Source organism: Erwinia sp. MYb375 (assembly GCF_037479175.1).
Classification (GTDB): Bacteria; Pseudomonadota; Gammaproteobacteria; order Enterobacterales; family Enterobacteriaceae; genus Erwinia; species Erwinia rhapontici.
In genome coordinates, this window is record NZ_JBBGZS010000011.1 from 596,956 (window position 1) to 614,168 (window position 17,213).

The 17,213-nt window shown below is 58.8% G+C and carries 18 protein-coding genes; 15 read left to right on the top strand and 3 right to left on the bottom strand.

Annotation, left to right across the window (positions count from 1 at the left end; translation table 11 throughout):
• The first annotated feature begins 434 nt into the window (after positions 1-434).
• The 4 genes from lolC to cobB all read left to right on the top strand — a co-directional run bounded on the left by lolC (position 435) and on the right by cobB (position 4,662).
• Complete coding sequence (lolC, locus tag WH279_RS05285; protein ID WP_339455209.1) at positions 435-1,634, top strand: lipoprotein-releasing ABC transporter permease subunit LolC; 1,200 nt, start codon at positions 435-437, stop codon at positions 1,632-1,634.
• A complete protein-coding gene (gene lolD, locus WH279_RS05290; protein WP_200640366.1) occupies positions 1,627-2,331 on the top strand; it encodes a lipoprotein-releasing ABC transporter ATP-binding protein LolD in 705 nt (234 codons plus the stop codon). The genes lolC and lolD overlap by 8 nt, the downstream gene beginning before the upstream one ends.
• Positions 2,331-3,575 (top strand): lipoprotein-releasing ABC transporter permease subunit LolE, encoded by a 1,245-nt coding sequence (gene lolE / locus WH279_RS05295; RefSeq protein ID WP_200640365.1) that lies wholly within the window; start codon positions 2,331-2,333, stop codon positions 3,573-3,575. Before lolD ends, lolE begins: the two co-directional genes overlap by 1 nt.
• Positions 3,576-3,753: 178 nt before the next feature.
• Positions 3,754-4,662 (top strand): Sir2 family NAD+-dependent deacetylase, encoded by a 909-nt coding sequence (cobB, locus tag WH279_RS05300; RefSeq protein ID WP_339455232.1) that lies wholly within the window; start codon positions 3,754-3,756, stop codon positions 4,660-4,662.
• Here the strand turns inward: cobB and WH279_RS05305 are convergent.
• Positions 4,612-5,784 carry a benzoate/H(+) symporter BenE family transporter gene (locus WH279_RS05305; RefSeq protein WP_339455210.1) on the bottom strand — a complete coding sequence of 391 codons (1,173 nt, stop codon included), beginning with the start codon at positions 5,782-5,784 and terminating at the stop codon, positions 4,612-4,614. The genes cobB and WH279_RS05305 overlap by 51 nt on opposite strands.
• A 91-nt stretch (positions 5,785-5,875) precedes the next feature.
• On the opposite strand from WH279_RS05305, the gene WH279_RS05310 reads away from it, so the two are divergent.
• Positions 5,876-6,451 carry a helix-turn-helix domain-containing protein gene (locus tag WH279_RS05310; RefSeq protein WP_339455211.1) on the top strand — a complete coding sequence of 192 codons (576 nt, stop codon included), beginning with the start codon at positions 5,876-5,878 and terminating at the stop codon, positions 6,449-6,451.
• An 89-nt stretch (positions 6,452-6,540) separates the two neighbouring features.
• Positions 6,541-7,779 carry a peptidase T gene (gene pepT / locus WH279_RS05315; RefSeq protein ID WP_339455212.1) on the top strand — a complete coding sequence of 413 codons (1,239 nt, stop codon included), beginning with the start codon at positions 6,541-6,543 and terminating at the stop codon, positions 7,777-7,779.
• A gap of 288 nt (positions 7,780-8,067) precedes the next feature.
• Here pepT and WH279_RS05320 read toward each other — a convergent pair whose 3' ends face one another.
• Positions 8,068-9,243, bottom strand: a complete 1,176-nt coding sequence (locus tag WH279_RS05320) for an MFS transporter (protein ID WP_339455213.1) — start codon at positions 9,241-9,243, stop codon at positions 8,068-8,070.
• Positions 9,244-9,310: 67 nt separating this feature from the next.
• Positions 9,311-9,979, bottom strand: coding sequence for a helix-turn-helix transcriptional regulator (locus WH279_RS05325; RefSeq protein WP_339455214.1), 669 nt, complete (start codon positions 9,977-9,979; stop codon positions 9,311-9,313).
• 181 nt (positions 9,980-10,160) lie between these two features.
• On the opposite strand from WH279_RS05325, the gene phnF reads away from it, so the two are divergent.
• From phnF to phnN, 9 genes are read left to right on the top strand one after another with little or no spacing between them, the layout of a single operon-like run.
• Positions 10,161-10,880: a phosphonate metabolism transcriptional regulator PhnF gene (gene phnF, locus WH279_RS05330; RefSeq protein ID WP_200640351.1), complete on the top strand. Its 720-nt coding sequence runs from the start codon at positions 10,161-10,163 to the stop codon at positions 10,878-10,880.
• Positions 10,881-11,324, top strand: coding sequence for a phosphonate C-P lyase system protein PhnG (gene phnG / locus WH279_RS05335; RefSeq protein ID WP_339455215.1), 444 nt, complete (start codon positions 10,881-10,883; stop codon positions 11,322-11,324).
• Positions 11,321-11,896, top strand: coding sequence for a phosphonate C-P lyase system protein PhnH (gene phnH, locus WH279_RS05340; protein ID WP_200640347.1), 576 nt, complete (start codon positions 11,321-11,323; stop codon positions 11,894-11,896). Before phnG ends, phnH begins: the two co-directional genes overlap by 4 nt.
• The gene (locus tag WH279_RS05345; protein WP_339455216.1) at positions 11,896-12,972 is read left to right on the top strand and encodes a carbon-phosphorus lyase complex subunit PhnI; all 1,077 of its coding nucleotides are present in this window, start codon (positions 11,896-11,898) and stop codon (positions 12,970-12,972) included. Before phnH ends, WH279_RS05345 begins: the two co-directional genes overlap by 1 nt.
• Positions 12,965-13,807, top strand: coding sequence for an alpha-D-ribose 1-methylphosphonate 5-phosphate C-P-lyase PhnJ (locus WH279_RS05350; RefSeq protein WP_200640343.1), 843 nt, complete (start codon positions 12,965-12,967; stop codon positions 13,805-13,807). Before WH279_RS05345 ends, WH279_RS05350 begins: the two co-directional genes overlap by 8 nt.
• Entirely contained in the window at positions 13,804-14,562 is a 759-nt protein-coding gene (gene phnK, locus WH279_RS05355) for a phosphonate C-P lyase system protein PhnK (RefSeq protein WP_339455217.1), read from the top strand. The genes WH279_RS05350 and phnK overlap by 4 nt, the downstream gene beginning before the upstream one ends.
• Before the next feature lie 20 nt (positions 14,563-14,582).
• Positions 14,583-15,287 (top strand): phosphonate C-P lyase system protein PhnL, encoded by a 705-nt coding sequence (gene phnL, locus WH279_RS05360; protein ID WP_339455218.1) that lies wholly within the window; start codon positions 14,583-14,585, stop codon positions 15,285-15,287.
• On the top strand, positions 15,284-16,420 hold the full coding sequence (gene phnM / locus WH279_RS05365; RefSeq protein ID WP_339455219.1) for an alpha-D-ribose 1-methylphosphonate 5-triphosphate diphosphatase: 1,137 nt from the start codon (positions 15,284-15,286) through the stop codon (positions 16,418-16,420). The genes phnL and phnM overlap by 4 nt, the downstream gene beginning before the upstream one ends.
• A complete protein-coding gene (gene phnN / locus WH279_RS05370; RefSeq protein ID WP_339455220.1) occupies positions 16,420-16,956 on the top strand; it encodes a ribose 1,5-bisphosphokinase in 537 nt (178 codons plus the stop codon). Before phnM ends, phnN begins: the two co-directional genes overlap by 1 nt.
• Positions 16,957-17,213 lie beyond the last annotated feature (257 nt).

The window sequence follows — 17,213 nt, forward strand, 5'->3', positions numbered from 1 at the left end:
CTCACGGTTAGCTGCGCTACTCACTCAGTTAAGCATTTTTAATCTGTTTCCCGGCCAGCGCCGTTATGTGATGCCACATATAGCGTAAAAACCAGCAGCGATCGAATAAAAAAATGTACAGCCATACGGATTGGGAAAAATCCTGGTGATGCTAACTCACTGAGCTTAATCATAAAACAAAGATGGGGCGTGAGCAGTGCGCGCCCTGCGTGGAAACCCGTCTGCTGAAATACAGAGAATGAGTGGGCTTAAGTACGCCAGCAGGCAAGTGCATTGCAGCAGGTGACGGAGAACCTTACCCGACGCAGTGAGGGTAAAGTGTTTCAGCCATTGACAAAACAATGTGCGGACTCAGGGGCTTAGTGGTTCCATAACGCAGTGCTAACCTTTATTATCCTCCCCAATTGTTTACTGCCATAAGAAAGACGGATGTCATGTATCAACCTGTCGCCTTATTTATAGGCCTGCGCTATATGCGCGGGCGTGGTTCAGATCGCTTCGGGCGGTTTGTTTCCTGGCTTTCCGCTATCGGCATTACGCTGGGTGTGATGGCACTGGTTACCGTGCTGTCGGTGATGAACGGCCTTGAGCACGAGCTGGAAAAAAATACCCTTGGCCTGATGCCGCAGGCGGTGATCACCAGCGACACCGGGTCGATCAATCCGCAACAACTGCCCGCCAGTAGCCTGCACCTCAGCGGGGTCAGTCGCGTCACTTCGCTGACGACCGGGGAAGTGGTGATGCAGAGTGCACGCAGCGTTGGCGTGGGCGTGATGCTGGGCATTAATCCCGATGAAGCCGATCCGTTAACACCGTATCTGGTGAGCGTACGCCAGCAGCAGCTGGAATCAGGTCAGTACAATGTGATCATCGGTGAACAACTGGCAGGGCAGCTGGGCGTAAAACGTGGCGATCAGGTGCGTTTGATGGTGCCGTCAGCCAGCCAGTTCACCCCGATGGGGCGTATTCCCAGTCAGCGTCTGTTTACCATTATTGGCACCTTTGCCTCGAACAGCGATGTCGACGGCTATCAGATTCTGGTCAACCAGCAGGATGCCTCGCGTCTGATGCGTTACCCGGCCGGGAATATCACGGGCTGGCGTTTATGGCTGGACAAACCGTTACAGGTGGACAGCGTCAGCCAGCAAACCCTGCCGAAAGGGCTGGTGTGGAAAGACTGGCGTGAGCGCAAAGGCGAACTGTTCCAGGCGGTGAAGATGGAAAAAAACATGATGGGTCTGCTGCTCAGCCTGATTGTCGCCGTCGCCGCCTTCAATATTGTCACCTCGCTGGGCCTGCTGATTATGGAGAAGCAGGGTGAAGTCGCGATCCTGCAAACGCAGGGGCTGACACGCCGTCAGATTGTGGCGGTATTTATGGTGCAGGGCGCAACGGCCGGTATTGTCGGCGCGCTGCTCGGTGCACTGCTCGGCGTGCTGCTGGCCAGCCAGTTAAATAACCTGATGCCGGTGATTGGTGCCTTCCTTGATGGTGCCGCCTTACCGGTTGAAATTTCCCTGACTCAGGTTGCCACCATCACCCTGACGGCGATTGTCGTGGCGCTGTTGTCAACGCTTTACCCTTCCTGGCGCGCGGCCGCCGTTCAACCCGCTGAGGCTTTACGTTATGAGTAACAAGATCCTGTTGCAGTGCGACAACCTGTGCAAACGCTATCAGGAAGGCAGCGTGCAGACCGATGTCCTGCGCAACGTTACCTTCAGCGTAGAACCGGGTGAAATGATGGCGATTGTTGGCAGTTCCGGTTCGGGGAAAAGCACCCTGATGCACCTGATGGGCGGGCTGGATACACCGACCTCGGGCGAGGTGGTGTTTGACGGCCAGTCGCTCAACAGCATGTCCTCGGCAGCCAAGGCCGGGTTGCGTAACCGCGAACTGGGCTTTATCTATCAGTTCCACCATCTGCTGCCAGATTTCAGTGCGCTGGAAAATGTCGCGATGCCGCTGCTGATTGGCCAGACCGCCAAAGCAGAAGCTCAGCAGAGAGCGGTCGACATGCTGAAAGCTGTCGGGCTGGATCACCGTGCTGCACACCGTCCTTCAGAATTATCCGGCGGTGAACGTCAGCGTGTGGCCATCGCGCGTGCGCTGGTCAACAACCCGCGCCTGGTGCTGGCCGATGAACCGACCGGTAACCTTGATGCGCGTAACGCCGATGCCATCTTTGACCTGCTCAACGAGCTCAATCAACGGCAGGGCACGGCTTTTCTGGTCGTCACCCACGATCTGCATCTGGCGAAACGTATGCGTCGTCAGATGGAGATGCGCGACGGGCAGCTCAGTGACCAGGTCAAACGGGCAGGTAGCTTCTGATGGCGGGTTCTCTCTCTCTTCTGCTCGGCCTGCGCTTCAGTCGTGGCCGTCGGCGCGGAGGCATGGTCTCGCTGATTTCAGTGATCTCAACGATCGGGATTGCGCTGGGCGTGGCGGTGCTGATCGTCGGGCTAAGCGCGATGAATGGCTTTGAACGTGAACTGAATAACCGCATTCTGGCCGTCGTGCCGCACGGTGAAATTGAGCCGGTCAATCAGCCGTTCACCGGCTGGCAGGGGCTGGTGCCGAAAATGGAACAGGTTCCCGGCATTGCGGCAGCAGCACCCTACATTAATTTCACCGGGCTGATTGAAAGCGGCAGCAAGTTGCAGGCCGTGCAGGTGAAAGGTGTTGACCCGCAGCAGGAGAGCCGCCTCAGTGCGCTGCCCTCCTATGTGCAGGGCGATGCCTGGCAGAACTTTGGTGCGGGCAAGCAACAGATCCTGCTGGGGCAGGGCGTCGCCAACAGCCTGAAGGTAAAACAGGGCGACTGGCTGACGATTATGATCCCAAACAGCGATGCCGGGCACAAATTGTTGCAGCCCAAGCGCGTGCGCCTGCAAGTGAGCGGTATCTTAAAGTTAAGCGGGATGCTCGATCACAGTCTGGCGCTGGTGCCGTTAGCGGATGCGCAGCAGTTGCTGGGCATGGGGGACAGTGTTACCGGCATCGCCATCAAAGCCACTGATCCGTTCAATGCGGTCAGCCTTGTCCGTCAGGCGGGCGAAGTCACCCACGCGTATGTGTACATTCGCAGCTGGGTAGGCACTTACGGTTATATGTACCGTGATATCCAGATGATCCGCGCGATTATGTATCTGGCGATGGTGCTGGTGATTGGCGTGGCCTGTTTCAATATCGTCTCCACCCTGGTGATGGCGGTGAAAGATAAAAGCAGCGACATTGCCGTACTGCGCACCCTGGGAGCGAAAGACGGTCTGATCCGCGCTATCTTTGTCTGGTATGGTCTGCTCGCCGGACTGGTGGGCAGCGTGAGCGGCGTGGTGGTGGGGGTGCTGGCTGCGTTCAATCTGACACCGATCATTCATGGGATTGAAGCGCTGACCGGTTACCATTTCCTTTCCGGGGATATCTACTTTATTGATTTCCTGCCGTCAGAGCTGCACTGGCGTGATGTTGGGATTGTCCTGGTCACGTCACTGTTACTCAGTCTGCTGGCAAGCTGGTATCCGGCGCGCCGGGCTAGCCGTATCGATCCGGCACGGGTACTGAGTGGGCAGTAAAAACACGAGGGCATTGAGAGCGGTCTCTCACTCTCAGGATGCGGATTTTCCTGGGGTGGATATCACGTTTATCGGCACACTCTCAGTGCACCCGGGTTAATCACCCGTTATTATCAGGGACAGGTTCCGCACCGTACGGTGCGCCATTCCTGCATATTAAGGATTAGAGGATTTGATGATGCGCACACCCCGTCGCCGCCTCAGGCTGGCACGCTACAAGAAGACCCGACGCCAGGTTCACCAGCGTTTTCGTCAGCGCATTTTCGAACGTGACCGCAATATCGAAATTGCCCGTCATCCGCTGCCGCGTGTGGTCGTGCTGACCGGGGCCGGGATTTCCGCTGAATCCGGCATCCGGACTTTCCGCGCAGCCGATGGCCTGTGGGAAGAGCACAAAGTGGAGGATGTCGCCACGCCGGAAGGCTTTGCCCGCGACCCTCAGCGGGTACAGGATTTCTACAATGCCCGCAGGCGTCAGCTGCAGCAGGATGATATCCAGCCCAATGCGGCGCATCTGGCACTGGCCGAACTCGAAGCGGCACTGGGTGACCACTTTCTGCTGGTGACGCAGAATATTGACAACCTGCATGAGCGCGCCGGAAACCGTAAGGTGATCCATATGCACGGTGAGCTGTTAAAAGTGCGTTGCTCCGGCAGTGGTCAGATCCTGCAGTGGACGGATGATGTGAAACCCGACGATCGCTGCCATTGCTGTCAGTTCCCATCCGTATTGCGCCCACACGTGGTGTGGTTTGGCGAAATGCCGTTGCAGATGGATGAAATTTACCAGGCGCTGGCGCAGGCAGATTATTTTGTGGCGATTGGCACCTCCGGGCACGTTTATCCGGCGGCAGGCTTCGTCCATGAAGCCCGTTTACAGGGGGCTCACACCGTGGAGCTGAACCTGGAACCAAGCCAGGTGGGCAGCGAGTTTGAAGAAAAAGAGTACGGACTGGCCAGCGAAGTGGTCCCGGAATGGGTTCATGACCTGCTGAAAAACATCGCTGTACCGGTACTGACCGGTGCCGATGCGTCCTCAGCGTTTGGCCAGCGAGAAAACCAGGTGGGCGATAACTCCGCCGATTAATCCCCAGAACGCGGCACCCACGCCAAGCAGGGTGAGACCCGAGGCGGTGATCAGAAAAGTGATCACCGCTGCATCTCGCTGTTTGTCATCGCTTAATGCCCGTTGCAGACTCCCGGCGATGGTGCCCAGCAGTGCCAGCCCGGCAATCGTGTGGATCAGTGCCAGCGGCAACGCAGTAAACAGGCCGCTAATCGCCCCACCAAACACCCCTGCCAGTAAATAAAACACCCCGGCAGCGGCTGCGGCCCAGTAACGGCGCTGCGGATCGCTGTGCACCTCCGGTCCCATGCAAATCGCGGCCGTAATCGCGGCAATACACACGGTAAAGCCACCGAAAGGGGCGAGTAGGAGTGCCACCAGTCCGGTCCAGGCGATCAGCTGTGACACCGGAAGCGTATAGCCGTGCGCTTTGAGGGTGGCGATACCGGGTGCATTCTGTGATGCCATCGTGACCACAAAAAACGGTACGCCAATGCCCAGCAGCGTTTCAAGCGTAAAGCGCGGCATGATAAATTCCGGCATCACCAGGCTCTGCGTCTGCGTAGCATGAATATTGCCCTGGAGTGCCGCCACGCCTAACCCTGCCAGCAAGGTGAGAATAATGGCATAGCGCGGCAGCAGACGGCGTGACAGCAGATACACCAGGCACATGGTGCCGCTCAGGGCGAAGTTAACCTGGAGCGCGGCAAACGCATCCACGCCAAAGCGCAGTAAAATTCCTGCCAGCATCGCGGCAGAGATCGCCTGCGGTATGGCATTCATCAGGCGGGCAAACAGTCCGGTAATGCCGCAAAGAAAGATCAGCGCCGAGGCAAAGACAAATACGCCAACGGCCTCATTGAGCGAGGTGCCGGGCAGGCTGGTCACCAGCAATGCTGCGCCGGGCGTTGACCAGGCGGTGAGCACCGGCGTGCGATACCACAGTGAGAGGCCGAGCGTGGTGAGGCCCATCGCCAGCCCAAGCATGGTCAGCCAGCCGCCCGTTTGAGACGCGGTGGCCCCGGCGGCCGCTGCGGCCTGGAAAATAATCGCCGCAGAGCTGGTGTAGCCGACGAGCACGGCGACAAACCCGGCAACGATGGCAGGAAACGTCAGGTGACTTAATGTAAGCGGTGGGCGCATAGCGAGTGTCCTGGCAGAGGCAGACCAATGTGCGTTATAACGTACAAGGTAGCATCGTGCGTTATAGCGCACAAGGCGTTATACTCGTTTCATGCTTACAGGAGATCACAACGTGGACAGTCTGCAATACCATCTGGCGCAAACCCTGAAGACCCAGCGTAGCGCACGCGGCTGGAGTCTGACCCAGGCCGCGGATGCCACAGGCGTGAGTAAAGCGATGCTCGGGCAAATCGAACGTGCGGAATCCAGCCCGACCGTGGCAACACTGTGGAAAATCGCAACGGGTTTTAACCTGCCATTCTCTGCCTTTATCGACCCGCCAGCCATTGACAGTGCGGCACGGCACCAGCGTCAGCAGGGCTACACTGCCTTTGACAGTACGATGCAGGTGTTCCCGCTGTTTCCTTTCGATGCCGCCCTGAATTTTGAAATGCTGGTGATTGAGCTGGCCGCCGGGGCATCCAGTGCATCTGACGCCCATGAACGCGGTGTGGTCGAACATGTCATTGTCATCGAGGGCGAGCTTGAGTTACAGGTTGATGGTCAGTGGCAGCGCCTTAACGCGGGGGATGGGGTGCGTTTTCACGCTGACTGCGCCCACGCCTATCGCAATCCAGGCACGGAGCCCGTGCGTTTTCATGATCTCATCCATTATCCGCAACGTTAATGGCGCGTCAGCGTACTAAACTGACCTGAAACAATATTTAACATTGTTCCGCTATCCATAATAAGCACTGGCATCCAAAGGGAAGACAGATGAATAATTTACTTGATCGCTTCTTAAACTATGTGTCTTTTGATACGCAATCTAAAGGTAACGTTCGTCAGGTTCCCAGTACTGAAGGACAGCTTCGCCTGGCGCAAAGATTGTGTGATGAGTTGCGTGCGCTGGGACTGAGCGATGTTGGCTGCAGCCCACGCGGTATTGTGATGGCCACGCTACCGTCAAACGTAAGCTGGCCGACGCCGGTCATCGGTTTTATTTCCCATATGGATACGTCCCCGGATTTCACCGCGAAAAATGTCAACCCGCAGGTGATTGAGAATTATCGTGGTGGCGATATTGCCCTCGGTATTGGCGATGAAATTTTGTCGCCGGTGATGTTTCCGGTACTGCATGAGCTGACCGGACACACGCTGATCACCACCGACGGTAAAACGCTGCTGGGTGCGGACGATAAAGCCGGTATTGCTGAGATCATGACGGCGCTGGCCCATCTCACCTCCGGAGAAGTGGCGCACGGCGAGGTGCGCGTTGCTTTTACGCCCGATGAAGAAATTGGCCGGGGCATCCAGCACTTTGATGTTGCCGCCTTTGCGGCAGACTGGGCTTATACCGTCGATGGCGGGGGCATGGGGGAGTTTGAATATGAAAACTTCAATGCGGCTTCCGTCACCGTAAAAATCACCGGCAATAACGTCCATCCGGGAACGGCAAAAGGTGTGATGGTCAATGCCCTGGATGTGGCAATGCGGTTCCACCGTGAAGTACCGGAAGATCAGGTGCCGGAAAAAACGTCCGGTTACGAAGGTTTTTACCATCTGCATGGTATCAAAGGCAGTGTGGACCGCGCCGAGTTGCACTATATTGTGCGCGATTTTGCCCGCAGCGGCTTTGACGAGCGTAAACAACGGCTGGCAGCTATCGCCCACCGTTTAGAGAAAACGCTGCCTGCCCCGGCGGCGATTGAGCTGGTGGTTGAAGACAGTTACTACAATATGCGTGAACAGGTGGAAGCGTGCCCGCAAAGTATCGAGCTGGCCCTTCAGGCGATGCGTGATTGTGACATCACCCCTCATGTGAAACCGATTCGCGGCGGCACGGACGGTGCGCAACTGTCGTTTATGGGCTTACCTTGCCCGAATCTGTTTACCGGGGGCTATAACTATCACGGCAGGCATGAATTTGCCTCACTCGATAATATGGAGCAGGCGGTGCGTGTGATCACCCGGATTGCTGCACTCACCGCAGAGCAGGCCAAACCCGCAGGCTGACGGGCATTGGATTCGTCAGGGGGCCCACTCATTTTTTGTTGCTGACAGTTTGGCTTCAGGTCTGAGGCCAGTTTGAGCACGCCGGATCGGCAAAATCCGCATCCCTGCGGGCCTCGGCACGCGGCGTCCCTGCCGCGTGACGTCCGGCTTACCTCAAACTGGCCCCATCCCCTCAGAACGGTTGCGCGCTGTAGGTTTTAAAACCACCCCGAAACAGAAGGCCGACTACTACGGTTTTTTTTGGGGCCCCAGAGAGCGACCCTTTTTCCGGTCGTCTCTGACGTAACCTCACTCGCGACAGGCTTCAGGCTGTGATGTTTTGACATCCGGCAGCAGCGTTAACAGCCCGCACAGCGCCATCCCGGCACCGATCCACAGCGGGGCGCTCAGGCCGAAGCCATATTCAATACTCAGCCCGCCCAGCAACGATCCCAGCATCAGCCCGAACGTCACCATCGACGTATGCAGCGTATTCACCAACTGGCGATTACCGGCCGCACCCATCACGCGGGTCACCATCGCCGGGTTCATTGTTACCCCGAACAGACCCACGCCGACAACGCAGGCTATTGCGACCGACGGTAGCTGAATAAAGCTGGCAAACAGGGCGAAAAAGCCCACCAGCGCCAGCAAACCGCAGGCAATTACGGGTAACGCATAGCGCCCGGCCAGACGCCCCACCACCGCATTCCCCAGCACGGTCGCCATGCCATACACCAGCAGTAACCCGGTGACCTGGCCGCTGCTAAAGCCGGTTTGCGCACTCAGGATCGGCGTAAAGTAGCTGAAGCCCGCAAAGGTCGCGCCAATAATTAGCAGACTGGTGGAATAAGCACGCCACAGCGTCGGATTTTTCAGCGCCCGCAGCTCTTCTTTCAGATTAATGTCATCCGGAGCCAGCGTGGAGGGCAACGTTTTGTGCGTCAGCCACAGCGCCAGCAGCGTAATCACCACCACCGACCAGAAGCTGACGCGCCAGCCCGCCAGGTTACCGATAAAACTGGCCAGCGGCAGGCCAATCACCGTACCGATCATCAGTCCACCCAGCACCACGGTAATGGCCGCCGGGATCTGCTGCTCGGGCACCAGCTTCACGCCGGTACTGACCGCACAGCCAATATAGGCCCCGGCCACGGCACCGGTAAGAATGCGCGCAATCACCAGCGGCAGATAGCTGCCCGCCACCGCCCCCAGCGCCTGACTGGCAATAAACAACGTCAGCAGGATCAACAGACTGCGGCGCGGCGGGTGTTTCAGCAGCAACAGGGCGAGCAGCGGGCCGCCAATCGCCATCGCCAGCGCATACACGGTGATCAGATAGCCGGTCATCGGCAGGGTGATATGCAGGTCGGTGGTCATAATATTCATCAGTGCGGCAACCTGAAACTCACTGGTCACCAGCGCAAAAACACCAAAGCCGAGCGTATACACGGCAGCGGGAAGATGGGAGGGAGACGACGACATAACGTTTCCTGAAAAGAGATAAGTGAATACGAGTGTAGAGCCTCAGGCCGCTGCGTCCAGCTAGCCTTTAGTAGAGGGGGGAGGGCAGATAGTTCATTTCAAGCGCCCGGCGAATCGCATGTTTCCCATTACTGACGCCCAGTTTCCGCGTGGCATTGGCGATATGAAACTTCACGGTACTGAGCTGAATACCAAGAATGATGGCGATCTCTCCGTAAGTTTTACCCCGGCTGCTCCACAGCAACACTTCCTGCTCACGCGGCGACAACGCCGGGCTTTTTTCGGGCCGCAGGTGGGTTTTTTCATGCAGCAGGATCAACAGCATCTGCAAATCCGCCAGCCGGGAAATCACGTCGTGGGAAAACGTCAGGTTGTCGTGGCGGCGTATCACGCTCAGCAGTGACATCTGTTGCTGCTCGTCGTGAACCGCAAAAGTAAAGCCTTTCACCCGCTGGCACTGGCTGCCTGCATCGCATAGCCCGGCGTTGGGGCGCGTGCAATCCTGCCAGTTAAAGGGGGAGATGCGCTGCCGGGCGGCCAGCACCACCGGATCTTTCAGATAGCGGCGGCGATCGCGATAGTCGCTTATCCACTCCTCTGAATGGCTGGAAAGCACCAGCGCCTCTTCCGGGGCACGCTTGTTCTGGCGCAGATAAAGAAAATCCACCGCTCCCAGCTCTGCCAGTTTCTGGCTCAATACTGCCCCGGCCTGCACGATCTCGCTTTCGTTATCCACGCTGTATCCTTCTGGCTGACTCTGACGTTGCCTATCCTGACACACTCCCCGCACTTTTTAAAAACCTTCATCTGGCGTTAACCGCACTGTCACACAACATCTTCAATGTAACTGCCATCAGTAGCAGGGACCTTAACGCAAATAACCCCGCTAACCGGCTTTGTTCTGTGGAGATTTTTTTATGCTCAACTTATCCAGACATCCGACCACTTTATATCAGGCCATTGCGGCGCAACTGGAGGATGAACTGCGCAGCCGTTATCGCTGTGGCGAGTACCTGCCGTCAGAGAAACAGCTGGCGGCGCACTATGCCGTCAACCGCCATACCCTGCGCCGCGCAGTGGATGAACTGGTGGATAAAGGGCTGGTACAGCGCCGTCAGGGGGTGGGGATACTGGTGCTGATGCGCCCCTATAACTACCCGCTCCATGCCCAGGCACGCTTCAGTCAGAACCTGATGGAACAGGGAAGCCATCCCACCAGTGAACGCCTGCTGGCGGTGCTGCGCCCCTGCAATGCCGAAGTGGCCGCCGCGCTGGCCTGCAACGAAGGCGACACGGTGATCCATCTGCGCACCCTGCGCCGGGTCAACGGCGTGCCGGTTTGCGTGATCAACCATTACCTGCCCGACCTGACATGGTGGCCGCAGTTGCAACAGTTCAGCAGCGGCTCACTGCACGATTTTCTCCGTCAGCAGCTGACTACCGGGCTGACGCGTAAACAGACACGCATTACCGCCCGCCGTGCGCAGGCGAAAGAGAGCGGTCTGCTTGAAGTTTCCCTGCATGCGCCGCTGCTGTGCGTACGCACCCTGAATACCTGTACCGACAACGGCCGGATGGCGGAATACTCCGTCAGCCTGACGCGTGCCGATATGATTGAACTGACGCTGGAGCACTAAATGGAAGCACATAAGGCACGTCAGCACTGGCTTTCCGTGCTGGCTCACAGCCAGCCGCAGCAGTTGCTGGCGCATTGCCCCGCCGATCTCCCCACCGACTATCAACTGCTGCGCGCACCGGAAACCGGCTTGACCCGTTTGCAGGCGCGAATGGGCGGTACGGGTCGTCGTTTTATTCTTGGGGATACCACCGTGACGCGCGCCGTGGTGCGCCTGACCAACGGACTCTGTGGTTACAGCTACATTCTCGGGCGCGACAAAGCTCACGCCGAACGCTGTGCGCTGCTGGATGCCCTGTTGCAGGGTGACCGTTCACCGCATTTATATCAGCAGATTATCGCACCGCTGGCGGCCCTGCGTGCAGAGCAGCTGGCGCTGCGTTCGCGCGAAGTGGCCAGCAGCCGGGTCGACTTCTTTACCCTTGTTCGCGGAGATAACGCATGACTTTACTGGCCAGTTTTAGCCATCCCGTTGCTGATGCTCAGCGCGCCTTCCGCCGTATTCTCAAGGCGATGAGTGAACCGGGCGTGATGGTATCGCTGCCGACGCTGCCCGCCTGGGGCAACGCCTCCTGTGCCGCAACGGCGATCATGATGACGCTGGTGGATCGCGAAACGCCTCTGTGGATTGACGAAGCGCTGCGCGATGATGCTCTGCTCAGCAATCTGCGGTTCCACACCGGTGCACCGATCACCGACAGCACAGATGCCCCGTTTGCCTTGCTGCATGCCAAATCCGGCACCAGTATCGACAGTTTTTCCCCCGGCGATAATGTGTCACCGGAGAAAAGCAGCACGCTGATTATTGACGTACCGGCCCTGAGCGGCGGCCTGACACTGCGCCTGCGCGGCCCGGGCTTGCAGGAGCGCCGCGCCATTGCTCCGCAGCTGCCAGAAAGCGTACTGAGTTACCTGCGCGATCGCCGCCACCGCTTCCCGCAGGGCATTGACCTGATCTTTACCTGTGGTGAAAACATGATGGCGCTGCCGCGCACTACTGACGTGGAGGTCTGCTGATGTATGTCGCGGTGAAAGGGGGCGAGAAGGCGATAGCCGCCGCCCATCAGCTTCAGGAGCGTTTGCGTCGTGGCGCGGATGACCAGCCGGAACTGACCTGCACACAGATTGACCAGCAGCTTGGCCTGGCCGTTGACCGCGTGATGACCGACGGCGGTATTCACGACCGTGAGCTGGCAGCGCTGGCCATTAAGCAGGCGAGTGGCGACCTGGTCGAAGCGATTTTTCTGCTGCGTGCCTACCGCACCACGCTGCCCCGGCTGGCCGACAGCCTGCCGCTGGACAGCGGTGCGATGCGCGTTGAGCGCCGTATCTCTGCGGTTTACAAAGATCTGCCCGGCGGACAGCTGCTGGGGCCGACCTATGATTACACCCATCGTCTGCTGGACTTCACCCTGCTGGCCGAAGGCAAAGCGCCCGTGACACCGCGTGCGGAACAGCCGCTGGCGGCAGAATGCCCGCATATGTTTGACCTGATGACGCGGGAAGGGCTGGCACTGCGCGAAGAGGACGATGGCAGCGAGCCGCTGGATATCACCCGCGATGCCCCCTCCTATCCGATGCCGCGTTCAGCGCGTTTGCAACAGCTGGTACGCGGTGACGAAGGGTTTCTGCTGGCGCTGGGCTACTCCACGCAGCGCGGTTACGGGCGCACCCATCCCTTTGCCGGGGAAATTCGTACCGGATCGGTCACTGTCGAGATTATCCCGGAAGAGCTGGGTTTTGCGCTGGAGATTGGCGAAGTGATGCTGACCGAGTGTGAAATGGTGAACGGTTTCACCACCCCGGCGGACGATGCGCCGCACTTTACCCGGGGCTACGGGCTGGTCTTTGGTCGTGCAGAACGCAAAGCGATGGCGATGGCGCTGGTGGACCGTGCGCTGCAAACCGATGAACACGGCGAACGCATTACCAGCCCGGCGCAGGACGAAGAGTTTGTACTGTCGCATGCGGATAACGTTGAAGCGGCGGGGTTTGTCTCTCACCTGAAACTCCCGCATTACGTCGATTTCCAGGCTGAACTGGAACTGCTGAAACGCCTGCGGGCGGAATACCAGGAGAAGCAGCGTGACTGAACTAAGCGGTTATAACCCCGGTTATCTGGATGAACAGAGTAAACGTACGATCCGCCGTGCCATCCTCAAGGCGGTGGCGATCCCCGGTTATCAGGTGCCGTTTGGCGGGCGTGAGATGCCGATGCCCTATGGCTGGGGCACTGGCGGTATTCAGCTCACCGCCAGTGTGATTGGCGAGCATGACGTGCTGAAAGTGATCGACCAGGGCGCTGACGATACCACCAACGCGGTCTCTATCCGCCGCTTCTTCCAGCGCGTCAGCGGTGCCGCCACCACGGAACGCACCGTTGACGCCACGCTGATCCAGACGCGTCACCGCATTCCTGAAACGCCGCTGACGGAAGATCAGATCCTGATTTATCAGGTGCCGATCCCGGAACCGCTGCGCTTTATCGAGCCACGTGAAACGGAAACCCGCACCATGCACGCGCTGGAGGAGTACGGCATCATGCAGGTCAAACTGTATGAAGATATCGCGCGTTACGGGCATATCGCCACCACCTATGCCTATCCGGTCAAGGTCAACGATCGCTATGTGATGGACCCGTCACCGATCCCGAAATTCGACAACCCGAAGATGGACATGATGCCTGCGCTCCAGCTGTTTGGTGCCGGACGCGAGAAGCGTATTTACGCGCTGCCGCCCTATACCAAAGTGGAAAGCCTCGATTTTGACGACCATCCTTTTACCGTACAGCAGTGGGATCAACCCTGCGCGCTGTGCGGTTCACGCGACAGCTATCTGGATGAAGTGGTGCTGGACGACCAGGGTTCGCGCCTGTTTGTCTGCTCCGATACCGACTACTGCCATCAGCAACAAGAGAATCCATCATGACGCGCGAAACACCGCTGCTGGCGGTCAATCAGTTAACGCATCTCTATGCGCCGGGCAAAGGGTTCAGTGACGTCTCCTTTGAGCTCTTTCCGGGAGAAGTGCTGGGAATCGTCGGGGAATCGGGTTCCGGTAAGACCACGCTGCTGAAATCGATTTCGGCCAGGCTGGCACCGCAGCAGGGTGAGATTATTTATCAGGGTCAGGATCTTTATGCCCTCAGTGAAAGCGAACGCCGCCGACTGCTGCGCACCGAATGGGGCGTGGTACATCAGTACCCGATGGATGGCCTGCGGGCGCAGGTCTCTGCCGGGGGCAATATCGGTGAACGCCTGATGGCGGTCGGGCAGCGCCACTACGGGCAGATCCGCGAAACCGCCGGGAAGTGGTTACAGGATGTAGAGATCCCGCTGTCGCGCATCGACGACCTGCCGGGGACGTTCTCCGGCGGCATGCAGCAGCGTCTGCAAATCGCCCGTAATCTGGTGACGCATCCGACACTGGTGTTTATGGATGAACCCACCGGCGGGCTGGATGTGTCGGTGCAGGCGCGACTCCTGGATCTGCTGCGCAGCCTGGTCCGCGATCTGAATCTGGCGGTGGTGATTGTCACCCACGACCTCGGTGTGGCGCGTCTGCTGGCACACCGTCTGCTGGTGATGAAAGAGGGGAAAGTGGTGGAGAGTGGCCTGACCGACCGGGTGCTGGATGATCCGCATCATCCGTATACCCAGCTGCTGGTCTCATCCATTGTTTAAATACCCCTACGGGAATCATTATGAATCTGAAACTGCGTGTCGAAAATCTGTCAAAAACCTTTGTGATGCACAATCAGCAGGGGGCAGAACTGCCGGTGTTACGTAACGCCTCCTTACAGGTGGCTGCCGGGGAGTGCGTGGTGCTGCACGGTCATTCGGGCAGCGGTAAATCCACGCTGCTGCGTTCGCTGTATGCGAACTATCTGCCGGATAGCGGGCATATCTGGGTGGATCATCAGCAGCAGTGGGTTGACCTGGTCAGCGCACCGGCGCGCCAGATCCTCAGCATTCGCCGCGACACGCTTGGCTGGGTCAGCCAGTTTTTGCGCGTCATCCCGCGGATTTCCACGCTGGAGGTGGTGATGCAGCCGCTGCTGGAGCGTGGTGTGTCGCGATCCGAGAGCGAAGAGCGTGCCAAAGCATTGCTGGGCCGCCTTAACGTGCCGTCGCGCCTGTGGGCACTGGCACCGTCGACGTTTTCCGGCGGTGAGCAGCAGCGCGTCAATATTGCGCGCGGCTTTATTGCCGACTCGCCGATCCTGCTGTTGGATGAGCCGACCGCCTCACTCGATACCGCCAACAGCGCTGCCGTGGTGGCGCTGATTGAAGAGGCGCGCCAGCGCGGCGCGGCCATTGTCGGCATTTTTCATGATAACGCGGTGCGCGATCGCATCGCTGACCGTCTGCATGTGATGCAACCTGTTGCCCTGGAGCACGCCGAATGATCATCAATAACGTCAAACTGATCCTGGAAAATGAAGTGGTTGAGGGATCGCTGGCCTGTGAAAATGGCGTGATCCGCGCCTTCTCTGACACACAAAGCCAGCTTCCGGCAGCGATTGACGGTGAGGGCGGCTGGCTGATGCCCGGCATGGTCGAGCTGCATACTGACAATCTGGATAAGTTCTTTACCCCGCGCCCGAAGGTGGACTGGCCTGCGCACTCTGCCATGAGCAGCCATGATGCGCTGATTGTCGCCAGCGGCATTACCACGGTGCTGGATGCGATTGGCGTGGGCGATGTGCGCGATGGCGGCCACCGCATGGAGAATCTGAACAAGATGATCGATGCGATTCGCCATGCGCAGAAGCACGGCCTGAACCGTGCCGAACATCGCCTGCACCTGCGCTGTGAACTGCCCCATGACTCAACGCTGCCGCTGTTTGAACAACTGATGTGTAACCCGGCACTGTCGCTGGTGTCACTGATGGATCACTCACCGGGGCAGCGCCAGTATGTGTCGCTGGCGGCATGGCGCACCTATTTTGGCGGCAAATATCAGCTCAGCGATCGGCAGCTTGATGAGTACGAAGCCGATCAGCTGCGCCTGGCGGCCCGCTGGTCCACGCCGAACCGCGAGGCGATTTCTGCCTGGTGTCGTCAGTATCACATTCCGCTGGCCAGCCACGATGACGCCACTTATGAACACGTGGTTGAATCGAAAGGGGTAGGCAGTGTTATCGCTGAGTTTCCGACCACCGAAGAGGCCGCACGCGCCTCGCGTGAAATGGGCTTACAGATACTGATGGGGGCGCCGAATATCGTGCGTGGCGGTTCGCACTCCGGCAACGTGGCGGCCAGCGAACTGGCACAGCAGGGGCTGCTGGATATTCTCTCGTCGGATTATTATCCCGCCAGCCTGCTGGATGCGGCATTCCGCCTTGCCGCCGATGAACGTCACAGCATGACGCTGCCTGCGGCCATTGCCTTAGTAACGCGTAACCCGGCCCGCTCCATCGGCCTTGACGATCGCGGTGTGATTGATGAAGGCAAACGGGCCGATCTGGTGCTGGTGCGTGCGCACCGCGATCAGGTCTATGTTGCCTCCGTCTGGGCGCAGGGCAGGAAGGTCTTCTGATGGGGCGGCTGATCTGGCTGATGGGCCCTTCCGGCTCAGGCAAAGACAGCCTGCTGCTGGCACTGCGCGAATGTGCCCCGGAGCGAGTGATTGTGGCGCATCGCTATATCACCCGCAGTGCCAGCGCCGGGGGCGAAAACCATATCGCCCTCAGCGAGCATGAGTTTCGCAGGCGGCGTGAATACGGTCTGTTTGCCCTCGACTGGCAGGCGCATCAGTTTTACTACGGGCTGGGTATTGAGATCGATCAGTGGCTGGCAAGTGGGCTGGATGTGGTGGTGAACGGTTCACGGCTGCATCTGGCGGCGGCCCGTCAGCGTTACGCTGAGCGGCTGTTGCCGGTGTGTTTGCAGGTGTCGGCGGAGATCCTCGCCGGCCGCCTGCGCCAGCGCGGTCGCGAGGATGAAACCGCCATTGAACAGCGGCTGCAGCGTGCGGCAGAGCCGGTGGCGGCAGGGTGTGTGACGTTAAGTAATGATGGGGCGTTGAGTGAGACATTACAGGGTTTTTCGGCGTTGTTAGCGCCGCCCCGTTGACGGCGGGCGGGTCATGACCCGCCCCTACGCAACACCCACTGACCTGCGCATTCTCCAGGGGTGAGGCATGCCTCGCCCGATGTCCCGTAATGCAACTCCTACTGACCTGCGCATTCTCCAGGGGTGAGGCATGCCTCGCCCGATGTCCCGTAATGCAACCCCCACTGACCTGCGCATTCTCCAGGGGCGAGGCATGCCTCGCCCGCGGCCCGGAATGCAACACCCACTGACCTGCACATTCTGTAGGGGGGCGGGCA

What these genes read in the sequence shown, in the direction of transcription:
- lolC (WP_339455209.1), top strand. Translation starts at nt 435, where the DNA reads ATGTATCAACCTGTCGCCTTATTTATAGGCCTGCGCTATATGCGCGGG.
- lolD (WP_200640366.1), top strand. Translation starts at nt 1,627, where the DNA reads ATGAGTAACAAGATCCTGTTGCAGTGCGACAACCTGTGCAAACGCTAT.
- lolE (WP_200640365.1), top strand. Translation starts at nt 2,331, where the DNA reads ATGGCGGGTTCTCTCTCTCTTCTGCTCGGCCTGCGCTTCAGTCGTGGC.
- cobB (WP_339455232.1), top strand. Translation starts at nt 3,754, where the DNA reads ATGCGCACACCCCGTCGCCGCCTCAGGCTGGCACGCTACAAGAAGACC.
- WH279_RS05305 (WP_339455210.1), bottom strand. Translation starts at nt 5,784, where the DNA reads ATGCGCCCACCGCTTACATTAAGTCACCTGACGTTTCCTGCCATCGTT.
- WH279_RS05310 (WP_339455211.1), top strand. Translation starts at nt 5,876, where the DNA reads ATGCTTACAGGAGATCACAACGTGGACAGTCTGCAATACCATCTGGCG.
- pepT (WP_339455212.1), top strand. Translation starts at nt 6,541, where the DNA reads ATGAATAATTTACTTGATCGCTTCTTAAACTATGTGTCTTTTGATACG.
- WH279_RS05320 (WP_339455213.1), bottom strand. Translation starts at nt 9,243, where the DNA reads ATGTCGTCGTCTCCCTCCCATCTTCCCGCTGCCGTGTATACGCTCGGC.
- phnF (WP_200640351.1), top strand. Translation starts at nt 10,161, where the DNA reads ATGCTCAACTTATCCAGACATCCGACCACTTTATATCAGGCCATTGCG.
- phnG (WP_339455215.1), top strand. Translation starts at nt 10,881, where the DNA reads ATGGAAGCACATAAGGCACGTCAGCACTGGCTTTCCGTGCTGGCTCAC.
- phnH (WP_200640347.1), top strand. Translation starts at nt 11,321, where the DNA reads ATGACTTTACTGGCCAGTTTTAGCCATCCCGTTGCTGATGCTCAGCGC.
- WH279_RS05345 (WP_339455216.1), top strand. Translation starts at nt 11,896, where the DNA reads ATGTATGTCGCGGTGAAAGGGGGCGAGAAGGCGATAGCCGCCGCCCAT.
- phnK (WP_339455217.1), top strand. Translation starts at nt 13,804, where the DNA reads ATGACGCGCGAAACACCGCTGCTGGCGGTCAATCAGTTAACGCATCTC.
- phnL (WP_339455218.1), top strand. Translation starts at nt 14,583, where the DNA reads ATGAATCTGAAACTGCGTGTCGAAAATCTGTCAAAAACCTTTGTGATG.
- phnM (WP_339455219.1), top strand. Translation starts at nt 15,284, where the DNA reads ATGATCATCAATAACGTCAAACTGATCCTGGAAAATGAAGTGGTTGAG.
- phnN (WP_339455220.1), top strand. Translation starts at nt 16,420, where the DNA reads ATGGGGCGGCTGATCTGGCTGATGGGCCCTTCCGGCTCAGGCAAAGAC.